A 14,091-nucleotide genomic window follows, 5' to 3' on the forward strand; every position below is an offset into this window, starting at 1 on the left:
ACGCTGTTAGATCGGGATCTTGTGAACCATGCCCGCCTTTGCGGCATTGACGACATTTAATTTTCTAGACCGTCCACTCAATAAGGCCCCACGGAAGTTTATCGCCAACCGGCTCAACGTCCGCGAAGCAGCGCTGCGCCTGAAAATCGGCAGGACCGCTCTCTATGAGGCTCTGAAGGATCAGAGCTAGTTAGGCGCTGAAGTTGTTGCAAAAAATCTGTACTCAGCGCCGTCGCATATATCATGCGCAAAACTGCAAAACCTTGGGACTATGCCGCACTATTTTTGCGGCATTCTTTGCGTCTATTACAGCCCCAGGATCGTCGAAAAATGTGATTGGCTTTCGCCTTTACACCGGTAAAAAACCGAAATAACCTGAAATCGCCGGTTGGAAATATCGGAGATCCACCATCTTGAGTTCAATATTTGATATCAATGGAGGTAAGTATGCAGTCCCAACGCGTTACACCCAATGAACTGAAATCAAAGTTGATGCAGTATCACAAAGCAAAATCCGTCCCCATGTCCGAGGACGAACTGTCATCAGAGATCGACAAAAGTGCCATCGCTCGTTACCAGGTTGGCGACCAGCTTTTGTCAGAGGTACAGGACACCTTGCGAAATATCGCAAAAGAGCTCCCCGAAGGACCGGCCCGCAACGAGGCAGCGTTCGCAATTTCCAAGATTGATCAGGCCGCACAGGAAATTGTTTATTGTGCTCTTAGCTTGAACAAGAGCATGCCGTTCGTGAAGCCGGCGCTTCACGTCCACGCTAACAACGAGCAATAACTAAACTTCATCAGAATCGTGACGCGACGAGCCAAGGCTAATCACGTGTTGGCTCGTCATCATAGTGTTTCTCGTGGAGATTATTTATGGAGACTCTTTCCGAAAAAGAACGAACAGTGTTTCGATATCGGAGGGCCAGAGCTCTTTCTTACTTTGTGAAAAACGGTGAAGTTGTTGTCTTCAATTTTCTGACCAATCGGTCCTTTGCCTGTAATTTACGCTGCCTCGAAGTGCTCCTGAATTCAGAAGAGTGGCGACCACTCAATGAGCTATTTTCAATAACACACGACTTTCACACATCATCCCTTGTTGAGGAAATTGTTCAATTATTTTCGCTTACGGCCTTAGTTGTCGAAGGTGATTTCATATCTGAAAAGGATTCCGAGTATGACGAGACCTGGGAATGGGGATCGGTAACAGCTCAACTCCATTTTTCGTCGCAGGACAATTTGACCGTCAGTGACCAGATGGCGGCCGAAATCCAAATTCTTCGCTCGAAATCTCAACCTTCGCCTCCATTGATGGATTTGCAGCCTCGTGAAGCCAGCATTTCTCTGCCAAGGTTTCAAATCGATAGCGAACTTAAAGCTGTCATGCGTACCAGACGTTCGATACGCGCATTTCTCGATACGCCGTTGCAATTGCCGCTCGTCGCTGATGCCTTGTATGCCGGGCTCGGGGTGACCGACATCGTTTCCACCGAAGTCGGCGACCATCCACTTCGTATGACACCCTCACCAGGGGCCCGCAATGCTTACGAAGGCTACATCTTCGCCCGTAAGGTCTCAGGTCTGCTTGAAGATCGCTTCTACCATTATAATGCTTTTCACCACGCGTTGGAGCTGATCGAGCTTCATGACCCCATGCCAACGATGGAGGCAATGTTTGCCGAAAATCAGCCATGGGTCGCAAAAGCGAGTTTTATCATTTTTCTTGTCGCGCATTTCGAGCGCGTGATGTGGAAGTATATAAATGGGAGCGCATATGCCCATACATTCGTTGAGGCCGGCCACATCGCCCAAAACATGATGCTTATTCTTAGTAAGCAGGGCGTGGTCGTCAATCCGGCCGGCGCAATCGGTCATTCGCTGATAGAGAGAGCGATCGGCGAAACTGATCTGACGCACAGCGTCGTCTATGCTTTAGCGGTCGGTTATCCAGATACGTCTGACGATTATGTCGCATGGTTGGCGCCCGAATTTTCAATTCGCGACGGGCTGCTTTCCAAGATCCACGCTCAAAACTTTCACGGTTAAGTCAATGGAAGATGTAGAACTCGAAACAGACGACGGTCTCTCGGTGCCTCCTGAACTGATACCGAGCAAAGCAATTATTTACTTGAGATATGAACGTGGAAACGAACGGACTTTGCAAATCTCGGATGACGCAATCGTTGGTCAGGCATTACGCCAACTTGAGAACAATGCCGCTCATATCGCCGATGTAGTTACTGAGTCGGCCGCAGGCCGCAAAATACCCAATGCATGGGGTGAAGAGTTCGTTGCTGGGCCACTGGGCTCACCGTTAGCACATGCGATTTCCACACGCCCGGAAACTATCGGGCTGGGACAAGATATAAACGGTCAGCTGCTTGTTGCAGCATCGATGTCAGGGGTCATCGGTTTTTACGGGCCCCGTAACTCTGGCTCCATCGCACGCGGGCGGCTCATATTCCTCGGGCACGATGTTCGCGATATTCGGCACAGCTGGTTGAAAAGTCTTTCATTGGATGACGAAGCCTTGCAAGCATTTGAGGCTGACGATGAATTCGATCAGCAATCTGCCATCGCATCGATAGTACCTCGCGTTCATCTGGCCAAGGGTAGGTTCTGGGACACTGCCCATTTCGATGCGAGGACTAACTATGCCTTGGCAATCCGGGAGTTCGAAAAAGTAGGAATAGAGGTCGTTCCGACTGAAAACCTGATCACTGAGGAGTGCAGAGCTGCCGCGACGTTGATTGCACGGAATCCGCTCGATACCGCTGGGCAACAGAAGCTTCAGGATTTGCGCGGAACTTATCGCTTGCCGGTCAGCGAAGGTATCTTCTTGCTGCCTACAAGCGGGCTGGCAGCTCCGCTGATTACCGAATGGCCGCTCAAGCCGGGAAGATATGACCCCGATCCTTTCGAAACCATTATGCCGGTATTGCTGAGCAATAGCGCGGCAATAACTGTTCCAAACGGTTTCTCCGCAGAAGGTTTGCCAATGGGGCTGACGTTAGCGGGTCCCCTGACCATGCTAGCGCGCCTTCTCATGCTTGCACAATGGTTCCAGGCCGCGACGAATTGGCCAACAGTCCCCAAGGATTATCAACGCTTATGAGAGAATGGCAACTACGCTGGAGCGCGCTGGTGCCGCAGCTTCCGGCCCAACTCTGGTTGCTAGCAGTTGCAGCCTTTGTCAATTTCTTGGGCTTCATGGTCACGCCATTTCTGGTGCTATATCTGACGCAGGTTGCTGCCTTCCCGGTCGAAGTTGCCGGGGTCTTGCTGACGTGTTTTGGTATCGGCGGTATTTTGGGTGCTTGGACCGGCGGCAGGTTGAGTGATCGCATTGGCGCGCCCAACGTTTTGGTGCTTAGCTTCCTAGTGAGTGCCGGAGCCATGTCGATCATTCCGCTACTCTCGAATGTGGTGCTTATCGGCGGAACGCTTGTTGTTCTGGCATTCGCCACTGGAGCTTTCCGACCCGCTTATGACGCATGCGTCGTTAATCTGTGCCCGGAGGAAGAACGATCCCGCGCTTACGGGGTTTACGTTGTCGCGATCAACGTGGGAGCGGGGATCGCCGCCGCTATAGGGGGGTATCTCTATGGAATTGAACCAAGCCTGATCTTTTACGCGGATGCGCTGAGTTCCTTGCTCGCCGCAGGGCTAGTGTTTTTTTCGCTAGACCGGCATCTCAAACCATCTCACGTGACCGTCTCTGATAGAGCTCCCGATAGACCGACGTTGGCTGCTCATAGGAGCGTAGCTTTCTTGATCGTATGCTTAGCATCCTGCGTTCTCGATGTTGTCTCGAAGCAGACATCAGCCACATTTCCGCTGTACGTCAGCTCAGCGTATGGAATGAGGCCAGAGGCTTTTGGAAACCTGTTAACAGTTGGGTACATCGCCTTTGCGGCGGCAGTAATGCCGGTCTCCGGCTGGGTGAAAAAGCAAAATCAAACGCGAATGGCCGTTATTGGCATGTGTATCGTTGCAGCAGCTTTCGCCCTGCTCCCGCTTGGATCTGGCATCGCTATGCTCGTATGCCTGTATCTTCTGATCACGATGGGGCAGTTACTGTTCTACCCCGCCATCATGTCGATCGTCATGGGAGAGGCCGCTAGAAATGGTGGAAGAAGCGGCGAGTACATGGGGTTTTATCGAACGGCCCAATCAGTTGCCGGCGTCGCTGCGCCATCGATTGGCACGTTGATCTACGCACAGATATCACCGGCAGCCCTCTGGTTTTTTTGTGCGACATTAACGCTCCTTTCGTCCGCCGCTTTGTGGCGCCGACGTGTAAGTTAGGTCTCTGCCTCAGCAGATATGCCGTCCCGCTCCCCTCACAAATATGGCGCTCGTATTCATCCCGTGTCATGGCTGTGCTTTCTATATATGATAAAGGACATTATCATTGATATTCAACGGTTAGTGAGTGGGTCGACGGTTCGTATCCGTTCAAGGCGAGGCTTGCCTCATAGCTGTGTGATTGTCTCAACAAACCAATTCACTCCTCTTGGGCAGCATTCTCTAGAAAACCACAAGCTAGCACTGACGCGTCTGGCCACCTCGCTTTTCGAGGTGAGCGCATTTTGTGGACAGCGGACTGCCTGTAGCCTCTTGTCATCCGATCAGCCCTTCGCTCTCTATGCCCTTCGTCAGCTCCAACGCTTGGCGCTCGAACAGCCCGCGATAGATCCCCCTCTTGCGCCGGATCAAGCTAGCATGGGTGCCTTCCTCGGCGATATGTCCCCGTTCGAAGACCAGCAGCCGATCAAGCGCCCGCACTGTCGACAGCCGGTGAGCGACGACGAGTGTTGTACGGCCCTCCATTAGCTTCTCCATTGCCTCCTGGATGAGCATCTCCGACTCTGAATCGAGACTGGAGGTCGCCTCGTCGAGGATCAGGATGGGCGCGTCGGCCAAGAATGCCCGGGCGATGGCGATGCGTTGCCGTTCGCCACCGGAAAGTTTGATGCCACGTTCGCCGACAAGTGTCGAATAGCCCTTTGGCAACGCCTCTATGAAGTCATGGGCGCTGGCGAGCCGCGCGGCCGTTCTGATTTCTGCTTGCGTAGCGGTTGGTCTTGCGTAGGCGATATTCTCCGCCAGCGAGCGGTGAAACAGGATGGGTTCCTGCTGGACAATGGCGATCTGGCGGCGAAGAGAGGTCTGAGCCACCTTGGAAATATCCTGCCCGTCGATCGAGATTATCCCACCGTTGATATCATGCAGGCGCTGGATCAGCTTGATGAAGGTGGTCTTTCCCGAGCCGGAATGGCCGACAAGGCCCACCCGCTCGCCGGGCTTGATAGTGACCGAAAAGTCCTTGTAGAGTGGCGCATGGTGGTTGCCATAGTGGAAGGTGACACGATCGAAGGTGATCAAGCCAGCTTTCACGTGGAGCGCAGGTGCCCCGCGAATGTCTTCCACCCCCAAGGGCTGGGCATGGATGGTGACAAGCTCCTCCATGTCGTTGACCGAGCGCTGGAGGTTACGGATATGCATGCCGATTTCGCGCAGGTAGCCCTGTAGGATGAAAAACGCGGTCAGGACGAATGTGATGTCGCCGGCATTCGCCTTTCCGTTGGCCCAGAGCCAAAGGGCAAGGCCCAGAACGCAGCCGCGCAGCAGGCTGAGCAGCGCATTCTGCGAGGTGCCGTTCAGGGTGCCTCGCGTCCAGGTCCGTCGTGTTCGATCTTGCCACTTGCGAGTGACGAGGGATAGACGCTCGTCTTCCCGGCTTTCGGCACCAAAGGCCTTTACGACCGCATTACACGTAACGGCGTCGGCGAGCGCGCCTCCAAGACGCGTATCCCAGCTATTGGCCATGCTGGCCATCGGCGCGACATATCGCAATGCCATCACCGCAGTGAACACAATAAAGAGGACTGACCCCGCGCCGACCAGCAACCCCATCATCGGCCAGTACCACGTCATCAGGATCGTCGAGCCGATGAGCATCACCAGCGACGGGAAGAGCGCAACAAAGACTGTGTCATTGAGGACGTCAAGCGCCCACATACCTCGCGTAACCTTGCGGACGGTAGAGCCGGCAAAGCTGTTGGCGTGCCATTCGCTTGAAAACCGCTGGATATGGGCGAAAGAGTCCGCGGCAATCTCAGACATCGACTTCAGAGTGAAGCCTATGATGGCGGTGAACGTCGCGTGCCTTAGAATGACGGCGCCGATCGACAGTGCTATCAGCCAACAAAAGGCGTTGATGGCATTGTTCCACGTTGCGAGATCGCTCGCCTGTCCGGAGACCACGGCATCGACCAGCCGACCGGAGAACAAGGGTGTCAGCACATCCGCAAGCGTCGAGAGCATGACAGCAAACAGCATGAAGGAAGCGCGGCCCGGCTGATGCTTCCAATGAGCCCAGCAAAAACAGAAGACGCTGCGAAAAGCCCCGCCGCGGCGGGATTTGAAACCAAGAGCCATTGATATATCCGGCTCACGCCGGCTCCTTCACAGGGAAAAGGATGTCCGCGCAGGAACGCGCGAAATGGTTTTGTGAGGAATGATCGACGGGAGGGTGGCACCAGTCAATCAGGTTCTATCGCGTCGAAAAAACGCTGCAGGCTTCAGGCGAACTTCGCGGAAGCTGCTCGGGAGTTGTGAAAATTAGCCATCGAAAACTCCCTAGAACCGTGTTGATGATTGCCAATCCTAGGTCGATTGGGGACGCAGGCCAAGTCGAACTCGGCTAGATTTTTGGCTAATCTTTGAGATGCGGCAAAGTTGCAACAGATCGCGGGCGGCACCTGCTATCGATGCATTCCGGATTTCCATGGCCGGCCGCGCTGTCAAGGCAGGCCCAGATCTAGCCTCGCTCTCATCATGTTGGCGTCACAGACCAGCGCTATCAACCTCACAAAAAAGAGGGTGATCGCATGTACCACGATGATTTGACGATGTCGGAAGTTCTCCATGATCCAATGATCCGCCTTATGCTTCGCGCTGATCACGTGCCGTTGGGTGAATTTGCGAAGATCATGGAAAACGCCGCGCGGGCTAGAAATCTCGCGTCTCAGGATAGACACGAGCGGCTCCCGCTCGAGGCTCGGCAATGAGGGTATAACGGCACAACAGCGTCGTTCGAACTTTGAGGACTAGGAGTGGTCAACATGACTCCCGACCGTTTCAGAGAATGCCTGAACCTCATCCGCTGGACATCGATTGATTTGGTAAACTCGCTGCATTGCGACCTTGCCTGGATCGAGGCGCTGGAGTCGGGCGAAGTCGCCATTCCGGGTGATATCGCAACATGGATTGAGACGTTGGCGCAATGCCACAGCGAGAATCAGCCGCCGACAACCCACCGAGCAGTATCGTTGACGCTTCTAAACTCTCCGGCGTTAAAAGGCGTTGGTCATCGAAGTCAGAACGCTTGAACCGTCGTCCTAAATGACGCAGCAGTCGGTGCCCGAAGGTCTTACTACAGAGGGACAGGCTGTCGTTGCCTGGCGGAGTTGGCGAGAATCCGTATTCCATCAGGACCGCCGCTCGCACCCAGCTAACTCATTTCTTTGGGACATACTTCGGCTTCGGTTGATACAAGCGCCGTTTCACGTTGGAGCGCAACGCATTGCGCAGATCCTTGTCGGCAGTCGAAAGGTCAAACCATTCCGGATCGAAGTAGCCACCGCACCAACGGATGGTTTCGTCATACTCCGGGTCTTCCCGGTCGGCGATGATCTCCAGGAACCGCTCATATCCCGACACGCCGCCGACATCCTCCGGTGGTCGCGCCCTTTCGCCTGCGACACAGCTCCCGTGATTCGGCGTAGTGGTGAGCGTCAAGAACTCTTCAACCACGACGGTGTGCTGCCAGTCGTCCCCGAAATCATAATGGTAGCTGAACACGGAACCTTGCTCGAAGTCCAGCAAACGGACCTCTCTCTGATCGAAGACCCGAGGATCGTCGTCGGTGGCATCCTCCGTCAGGGTCTCGACTTCCCCATACCGCAGACCACCGATCCGGAACTCATAGAGATGATAATTCCACCAGTTGAATGCAGCCTGAATTCCAAGATGCAGATGCTCTAGGGTCCATTGGACCGGCAGGACCAGCCGGCGCCAGACGTCTGGTTCGATCTCATCGATAGAAACTCTGATCTGGACAGCATTTGCGGCTTTGAACATTCCCCGAATGAACAAGATAGACGAAAGATCGTCAAGTCGGTCGGGGTGCGGCATGCCGGGAGGTTTTGCGGCGGCATGTGTTCGTCTTACATCAAGGGTAGTTGATAGGTCCGTATGCGTGCCTCTTTCATGAAAACCAGCCAGAACTGCCTTCCCGACAAGCCACCGGCCTCCATCCGGCGATGGGCGTCCGATGTAGCCGTGAGCGGATATACCGCTCTAGTGACCGGCTTAATCTCGTGGACAACCCTCGGCAGCGTTGGCGCCGCAATGAATCTGTAAATCGGGCGGGTTCATGGGAATGCTATAGGGAGGCTTGTCCTATATCCGAAAGTGCAGTTATCTTTCTCGTAATGAGAAGCACTCGTCAACGCAGAGAAACGGTGACGTATGAAAACGGCGATCATATTTGACTGCGAACTTCTTTGCTTGGAAGGGTCTCAACGTCGGTGTTGGTGTGCAGCCCACGATCCGGATCCCGTGATCGCGCAGATCGGGGCGGTCAGGCTAGCGCTTCAAGGTGAATTTCCGATTTTGGGGACATACAAGGCATATGTCCAGCCAGTCAACAGGTTTGGCAACAGGTATGCCATCGATCCGTTCTTCACCAAACTGACCGGCATTACCGAAAAAAACATCGAGGCCGAGGGCGTATCCTTGCAAGATGCCCTCACTGGGGTCGATAGCTTCTTCGGCTGAAGCTGACACGGCGCGGCGCTTGCAGACCATTCCTGGCGTTGGCCCTTTGACAGCCTTGGCGATCGAAGCCTTTGCCCCGCAAATGGAGAACTTCCGGCGTGGCCGTGACTTCGCCGCATGGCTCGGCCTTGTGCCACGTCAGTTCTCGTCGGGCGGCAAACAACGACTGGGACGCATTTCCAAGTCTGGGCAGTCTGATATCCGCAGGCTGCTGATTATTGGGGCAATGACACGCCTGAGCTGGCTGGGCCGGAAATCCAAACCGGAAGGATCGTGGTTGGCGCGCATGCTCGCGCGAAAGCCCCGAATGTTGGTCGCGATCGCACTGGCCAACAAGATGGCGCGCACGGTCTAGGCATTGCTGACAAAACATGAGGATTATCGAGTTCCGGCACAGGCGCCAGCAACATGATGAAGGTGTTGCAGGTAACCTAATGTCGGAAAAAGGGGTGTGAGAAGGCGACGACCCGAATGGGCAAATGATCGAAAAGATCTGGATCGGGAAAACCAGCCTTGAATCATGAGCAGAAGAGCTCGGGATTCAGATTTGGACCCGACCCGCAGATCACCATACCGGCCAGCGGCTTCTGTAAACGCCGTATCTACAGGCCTCACAGAAGACCGCACTCGATCACATGACCTTCGGTTCAAAGACTTAATTCGAATAGATAGACGGCTGCGACTTGCTTTCCCCAAATCAAATTTTCAGCTTTTCAAGCTTTTAGCTAACCTCGTGCCGATGTATACAACGTTCATATCTGTTCAATGTGCTCGAACGTTGTAAAGGGAACGATATGAGTTATCCCCCACCGTCGCTCGAAATTCCCGGCGAGCGAATTCATTCAGATCCTCGATGCTGAACAGCTTTGATAGCGTCAACAGACTCACCGCTCCTGCATTGCCTCAGATGTGATTGCGGCGAGTGGCGAAAACAAATATTCCAGAATTCGTCGTTTTCCAGTCTTGATCTCGACCGTCGTGGCCATGCCCGACGACAGCGGCAAGGTCTTTCCATCAACGTTGATGGTCGAAACATCTGGTCTGATCGTCACAGGAAATACGAGGTTTTGAACCCGCTGGACATTACCTATTGGGATCAGGCTTTGAAGCTCTTTTGCGGGTTGCCCTTCCAGCGCTTGCGCATCGGGTTCGGGGATAGCATCAGTTCCGACCTCGGTCACATGACCGCTGATGATCCCGTAGCGAGTGAAGGGAAACGCCTCAACCTTGATCACAGCTTCCTGCCCAACCGAGACAAAGCCGATATCGCTGTTGGGGATGTAGGCTTCGATCTCCAAGGCGGCGCCCTTAGGCACCACCCGCATCAGCTCGGTACCGGCCGAAACGACCTGACCGATGGTCGTGATGGCCGAGGTCTGAACTACACCGTCTATCGGGCTTTTTATTGTCATAGCCTCCCGCCGCGTTTCGGCCTTTACCAACTGCTGCTCCAACTGATCCACTTGGCGGGAGGCATCCCCTTCCTTCATTACATTGTCGGCATAAATGCCCGAAGCGTCTTGTTGCCTTCGGTCGTGTCGCTGGCAAATCAGGCTGAGCGGGCAGCGCGCTGGACATAGACCGGCCTGCCCATCACGCGGTCGATACGGGCAATCATCTCCATCAAATCGAACGGCTTCACGAGATAGTCCGCTGCGCCGAGTTTAATTCCTTCGAGCCTGTCAGAGAGTTGATCGTAGGCTGACAGGATGATCACCGGTGGCATTGACAAACGCTCATTCAGGCGCCGCAGGAGCTCAAGCCCGCTGCCATCGGGCAAATGCAGGTCCAGAAGGATCAGCGTGTAGGATCGGTGATCAGTCGCGAAAATTGCGGAACGCAGGTCGACCGACCAATCGACGGACCAGCCATCCGCAGCGATATGGTCGCGGAGCGCGTTGCCGATTATGAAATTGTCTTCCACTAACAGTACGGGCACTTATTCGGCTCCAGCTTCGGCAGTCAAGATGCACCGGCATGCTGACATCCACCTGAAACCGGCTCGTTAAGGCTCCTGTCAGCTAGGTTTGCGAGACGACGACGCGGCGAAGTCCTCTTTCGATATTGGTGACGCGGGCCTCTCCATCCGCTGCACGTCCGCTCGGTGACCAGCTCCGCATCCGGCCGTTCATTCCTTCCAAGATCACGCACGCAAGGCTGAATTCATGATTGAACAGATCGCAATGGCGTTGATCCTCGGCCTGGTCGAGGGTCTGACCGAATTCATTCCCGTTTCTTCCACCGGGCACCTGATACTTCTCGGCCATTTCATGGGCTTCAAGTCTGCCGCGACCTTCGACGTGCTCATTCAACTCGGCGCGATCTTGGCAATCCTGCTCGTCTATTTCCAGCGCCTGGTGGGCATTGCAAAGGCCCTGCCGACGGACAGACGCGCGCGTCACTTCGTGCTCGCCATTCTGTTTGCGTTCCTGCCGGCGGCGGTGATCGGCGCTGTAGCCCACGACTATATCAAGGCTGTGCTTTTCGAGACGCCGATGCTGGTTTGCATCGTGCTCGTTCTCGGCGGCTTCGTTCTGCTGGCGGTCGACAAATTCGCATTCAAACCTCTTTATCGCGATGCCATGGACTATTCCTGGCCAATGGCGGTCTGCATCGGCTTCTTCCAGTGCTTGGCCATGATACCGGGCACATCACGGTCAGGGGCGACGATCGTCGGCGCGCTGTTGCTTGGCGGAGATAAGCGGTCGGCAGCCGAATTCTCTTTCTTTCTGGCGATGCCGACCATGGTCGGGGCCTTCGCCCTCGACCTATTCAAGAGCCGGCACGATCTCAGCGCCGATGACGGGCTACTGATCGTCGTCGGCTTCGTCGCTGCCTTCGTCTCCGGCCTGCTGGTGGTGCGATCACTGCTAAATTTCGTGTCGACGCGCGGATTTGCGCCGTTCGCGTGGTGGCGGATTATCGTTGGAGTGATCGGAATGATTGGCCTATTGACGGTTGGCTAGCGTCGTTCGTCTGGGGACTGCCTCATTCGAAACCGATGCGACGGCCATTGTCTTTTCACCCCATCCAGGAAACAAAGCTGGTAATCCAGCGGAACGGTTCGTCCTTGCCATCGATATTGAAGACCACAGGCCTGCAATCCGGTGACATCGGCCCTTTCAGCATTTCGGTTGCAAGTGGAGAATGTCTGGCTGTGGCCGGTCCTTCCGGATCGGGGAAATCCTTGCTTCTGCGAATGATGGCCGATCTGCTGCCCCATGCGGGGTCCTGCTGGCTCGATGGCCAGGAATGCACCGCCATGCCCGCACCGCAATGGCGTCGGTTGATACGCTACAGTGGATCGGAGCCCGGCTGGTGGGCACCGACGATCGGGGCGCATTTTCGCGATACACAAGGCAATAGAGGCGGTGCCGAGCATCTGGGTCTTTCACAGGCTCTGTTTGATGCAGCGCCCGACCGACTGTCGACCGGTGAGCGGCAGCGCTTCGCGCTGCTGCGGGCGATCGAACAGCGGCCACGGTTTCTCCTCCTAGATGAACCGACTTCGGCTCTCGATCACAATTCCACCCTGCAGGTCGAGTCACTGATCCGCGAACTCATCGCGGAGGATATCGGCATCGTCATCGTCTCGCACGCGGCCGACCAGGTGCAAAGACTCAGCAAGGCCGTTTTCACCATGGGGACAGGCCGATGAGCGGCATGACCTTCGGGCCCATGGAACTGGTGTTGGCGAGTGGGCTGGTGCTGCTCAGTTCAGGTCTCTCGCTGGCCCTGTCCCTCGGCATCCATCGGCAGATCCTGATCGCGGCGTTGCGCACCGCCTTGCAATTGCTAATGATCGGATTTGTACTGCGGGTCCTGTTTCAAAGCGCCAGCCACCTTTTGACGGCGCTTCTGCTGATCGCCATGATCGCGGCCGCCGCGTTCGAAGTCGGTTCGCGTCAGCAGCGGCGCATCGCCGGGATCTGGCACTATCTGATCAGTGGTGTGGCGGTCAGCCTGTCGACGACGGCAATCGCGGCCTTTGCTCTCGTGACCCTGTCAAGCAGCCAAGACTGGACGACCCCTCGGATCATCATTCCGATCGCCGGCATCATTCTCGGGACATCGATGAACGCTGCCAGCGTGGCGCTCAACAGCATGTTGGGCAGCATTTCCACCGAACGCAACGCCATCGAAGCGCAACTTGCGCTCGGTTATACCCGTTGGCAGGCGGTGTCCTCGGTCATGCGCCGCGCCGTCCATGCGGGTGCCATTCCGATCATCAACCAGATGGCCGGCGCCGGTATTATCACCTTGCCGGGGATCATGAGCGGCCAGATCCTGGTCGGTCAGGACCCGATGGCAGCCGCGCAGTCGCAGATATTTTTGATGTTCCTGCTGTGCGCCGCGTCGGTCGCCAGCATCATCATCACCGTCTTCTTCTCGCTCTCGCGGCTGACCGACGAGCGCCACCGTCTCAGACTTGATCGCCTGTCCAACGGCTAGTCGCGATTGCCGAGTCCGATGCAAAGATGTTGGTGGTGGATGCGGACCATCCCAAGCAATTCCCCAGTGCTTTCAGGTAGCTGTCAGTAGGCTCCGCCATAAGCGACAGCACAGTCAATGGTGGACTTTACCAATGAAGTTTTTTTCTAAACGCTTGAAAAAAGCCTTCGCAGTTTCCGGTCTTTCGGCGCTTGCCGTTGCGGCATCACTCGGCGGCTATGCCTGGGCGCTGCAACTGACGGGCAATTTTCATACTGTCATTCCGGGCGAGCTTTATCGGTCGGCGCAGCCATCGCCGCAACAGCTTGCCGAATACGTGCAGAAGAACGGCATCAAGACGGTCATTAATCTGCGGGGTGAGGACGAGGCTGCAAAATGGTACGGGAGCGAGCTGGCGGAGGCCAACCGTCTAGGCGTCCAACACATCGATTTCCGCATGTCGTCATCGCATGAATTGTCGCCGGATCAGGCGGACCGGCTTGTTGCGATCATGCGGTCGGCCCCCAAGCCGATCCTGGTCCATTGCAACAGCGGTGCCGACCGAACCGGCCTAGTCTCGGTTATCTACAGCCAGCAGATCGCCGGCGTCGATGAGGAAACGGCTGAACGGCAACTTTCCTTCTACTATGGCCATGTTGGCTTGCAGACGGTTTCTCCGACCTACGCTATGGATTCTAGCTGGACGAAGCTCGAAAAGCATTTCGGCGTCAAGGAACAGGTTCTGGCGCCCCCGAGTTCGAAGCCAGTCAGTGGGTGATTTCTTTCACAGCCTTTCATCGCGTCCCGAGCTGCC

General features: G+C 55.4%; 13 protein-coding genes and 3 pseudogenes. 12 read left to right on the forward strand and 4 right to left on the reverse strand.

All coding sequences use genetic code 11. The features are described 5' to 3' along the window. Positions 1-91: 91 nt before the first annotated feature. The 5 genes and pseudogenes from PR018_RS25110 to PR018_RS25130 form a co-directional block, all read left to right on the forward strand. Positions 92-190, forward strand: a pseudogene (locus tag PR018_RS25110) (recombinase family protein); the annotation flags it as partial. Positions 191-447: 257 nt separating this feature from the next. Next, positions 448-789 carry a hypothetical protein gene (locus PR018_RS25115; RefSeq protein ID WP_142832162.1) on the forward strand — a complete coding sequence of 114 codons (342 nt, stop codon included), beginning with the start codon at positions 448-450 and terminating at the stop codon, positions 787-789. A gap of 86 nt (positions 790-875) precedes the next feature. After that, positions 876-2,045, forward strand: coding sequence for a SagB/ThcOx family dehydrogenase (locus PR018_RS25120; protein ID WP_142832161.1), 1,170 nt, complete (start codon positions 876-878; stop codon positions 2,043-2,045). 4 nt (positions 2,046-2,049) lie between these two features. Then, positions 2,050-3,114 (forward strand): amidase, encoded by a 1,065-nt coding sequence (locus PR018_RS25125; RefSeq protein WP_142832159.1) that lies wholly within the window; start codon positions 2,050-2,052, stop codon positions 3,112-3,114. Further along, on the forward strand, positions 3,111-4,307 hold the full coding sequence (locus PR018_RS25130; protein WP_161991021.1) for an MFS transporter: 1,197 nt from the start codon (positions 3,111-3,113) through the stop codon (positions 4,305-4,307). The genes PR018_RS25125 and PR018_RS25130 overlap by 4 nt, the downstream gene beginning before the upstream one ends. Before the next feature lie 315 nt (positions 4,308-4,622). Here PR018_RS25130 and PR018_RS25135 read toward each other — a convergent pair whose 3' ends face one another. After that, a complete protein-coding gene (locus tag PR018_RS25135) occupies positions 4,623-6,443 on the reverse strand; it encodes an ABC transporter ATP-binding protein (protein WP_142832155.1) in 1,821 nt (606 codons plus the stop codon). A 686-nt stretch (positions 6,444-7,129) separates the two neighbouring features. Between PR018_RS25135 and PR018_RS25140 the strand changes: the two genes are divergently transcribed. Continuing rightward, positions 7,130-7,396, forward strand: a complete 267-nt coding sequence (locus tag PR018_RS25140; RefSeq protein ID WP_142832153.1) for a hypothetical protein — start codon at positions 7,130-7,132, stop codon at positions 7,394-7,396. 127 nt (positions 7,397-7,523) lie between these two features. Here PR018_RS25140 and PR018_RS25145 read toward each other — a convergent pair whose 3' ends face one another. Continuing rightward, on the reverse strand, positions 7,524-8,147 hold the full coding sequence (locus PR018_RS25145; RefSeq protein ID WP_142832170.1) for a plasmid pRiA4b ORF-3 family protein: 624 nt from the start codon (positions 8,145-8,147) through the stop codon (positions 7,524-7,526). Positions 8,148-8,537: 390 nt separating this feature from the next. On the opposite strand from PR018_RS25145, the pseudogene PR018_RS25150 reads away from it, so the two are divergent. Both PR018_RS25150 and PR018_RS25155 read left to right on the forward strand, forming a co-directional pair. Further along, positions 8,538-8,843: pseudogene (locus PR018_RS25150) on the forward strand (3'-5' exonuclease family protein); the annotation flags it as partial. Positions 8,844-8,862: 19 nt separating this feature from the next. After that, positions 8,863-9,201, forward strand: a pseudogene (locus PR018_RS25155) (transposase); the annotation flags it as partial. A gap of 529 nt (positions 9,202-9,730) precedes the next feature. Here PR018_RS25155 and PR018_RS25160 read toward each other — a convergent pair. Together PR018_RS25160 and PR018_RS25165 are read right to left on the reverse strand one after the other, a co-directional pair. Further along, on the reverse strand, positions 9,731-10,336 hold the full coding sequence (locus PR018_RS25160; RefSeq protein WP_142832152.1) for a beta-barrel domain-containing protein: 606 nt from the start codon (positions 10,334-10,336) through the stop codon (positions 9,731-9,733). A gap of 59 nt (positions 10,337-10,395) precedes the next feature. Then, positions 10,396-10,785: a response regulator gene (locus tag PR018_RS25165; RefSeq protein ID WP_142832150.1), complete on the reverse strand. Its 390-nt coding sequence runs from the start codon at positions 10,783-10,785 to the stop codon at positions 10,396-10,398. Between the two features lie 226 nt (positions 10,786-11,011). Here PR018_RS25165 and PR018_RS25170 point away from each other — a divergent pair, with 226 nt between their 5' ends. The 4 genes from PR018_RS25170 (at position 11,012) to PR018_RS25185 (ending at position 14,055) form a co-directional block, all read left to right on the forward strand. Further along, entirely contained in the window at positions 11,012-11,812 is an 801-nt protein-coding gene (locus PR018_RS25170) for an undecaprenyl-diphosphate phosphatase (RefSeq protein ID WP_142832148.1), read from the forward strand. 35 nt (positions 11,813-11,847) lie between these two features. Then, the gene (locus PR018_RS25175) at positions 11,848-12,504 is read left to right on the forward strand and encodes an ABC transporter ATP-binding protein (RefSeq protein WP_142832146.1); all 657 of its coding nucleotides are present in this window, start codon (positions 11,848-11,850) and stop codon (positions 12,502-12,504) included. Continuing rightward, positions 12,501-13,298 carry an ABC transporter permease gene (locus tag PR018_RS25180; protein WP_142832144.1) on the forward strand — a complete coding sequence of 266 codons (798 nt, stop codon included), beginning with the start codon at positions 12,501-12,503 and terminating at the stop codon, positions 13,296-13,298. Before PR018_RS25175 ends, PR018_RS25180 begins: the two co-directional genes overlap by 4 nt. Positions 13,299-13,431: 133 nt before the next feature. After that, the gene (locus PR018_RS25185; protein ID WP_142832143.1) at positions 13,432-14,055 is read left to right on the forward strand and encodes a dual specificity protein phosphatase family protein; all 624 of its coding nucleotides are present in this window, start codon (positions 13,432-13,434) and stop codon (positions 14,053-14,055) included. The last annotated feature ends 36 nt before the right edge of the window (positions 14,056-14,091 follow it).

This window comes from Rhizobium rhododendri, assembly GCF_007000325.2.
Lineage (GTDB): Bacteria > Pseudomonadota > Alphaproteobacteria > Rhizobiales > Rhizobiaceae > Rhizobium > Rhizobium rhododendri.

What these genes read in the sequence shown, in the direction of transcription:
- PR018_RS25125 (WP_142832159.1), top strand. Translation starts at nt 2,050, where the DNA reads ATGGAAGATGTAGAACTCGAAACAGACGACGGTCTCTCGGTGCCTCCT.
- PR018_RS25180 (WP_142832144.1), top strand. Translation starts at nt 12,501, where the DNA reads ATGAGCGGCATGACCTTCGGGCCCATGGAACTGGTGTTGGCGAGTGGG.
- PR018_RS25170 (WP_142832148.1), top strand. Translation starts at nt 11,012, where the DNA reads ATGATTGAACAGATCGCAATGGCGTTGATCCTCGGCCTGGTCGAGGGT.
- PR018_RS25175 (WP_142832146.1), top strand. Translation starts at nt 11,848, where the DNA reads ATGCGACGGCCATTGTCTTTTCACCCCATCCAGGAAACAAAGCTGGTA.
- PR018_RS25140 (WP_142832153.1), top strand. Translation starts at nt 7,130, where the DNA reads ATGACTCCCGACCGTTTCAGAGAATGCCTGAACCTCATCCGCTGGACA.
- PR018_RS25130 (WP_161991021.1), top strand. Translation starts at nt 3,111, where the DNA reads ATGAGAGAATGGCAACTACGCTGGAGCGCGCTGGTGCCGCAGCTTCCG.
- PR018_RS25115 (WP_142832162.1), top strand. Translation starts at nt 448, where the DNA reads ATGCAGTCCCAACGCGTTACACCCAATGAACTGAAATCAAAGTTGATG.
- PR018_RS25160 (WP_142832152.1), bottom strand. Translation starts at nt 10,336, where the DNA reads ATGAAGGAAGGGGATGCCTCCCGCCAAGTGGATCAGTTGGAGCAGCAG.
- PR018_RS25135 (WP_142832155.1), bottom strand. Translation starts at nt 6,443, where the DNA reads ATGGCTCTTGGTTTCAAATCCCGCCGCGGCGGGGCTTTTCGCAGCGTC.
- PR018_RS25185 (WP_142832143.1), top strand. Translation starts at nt 13,432, where the DNA reads ATGAAGTTTTTTTCTAAACGCTTGAAAAAAGCCTTCGCAGTTTCCGGT.
- PR018_RS25120 (WP_142832161.1), top strand. Translation starts at nt 876, where the DNA reads ATGGAGACTCTTTCCGAAAAAGAACGAACAGTGTTTCGATATCGGAGG.
- PR018_RS25145 (WP_142832170.1), bottom strand. Translation starts at nt 8,147, where the DNA reads ATGTTCAAAGCCGCAAATGCTGTCCAGATCAGAGTTTCTATCGATGAG.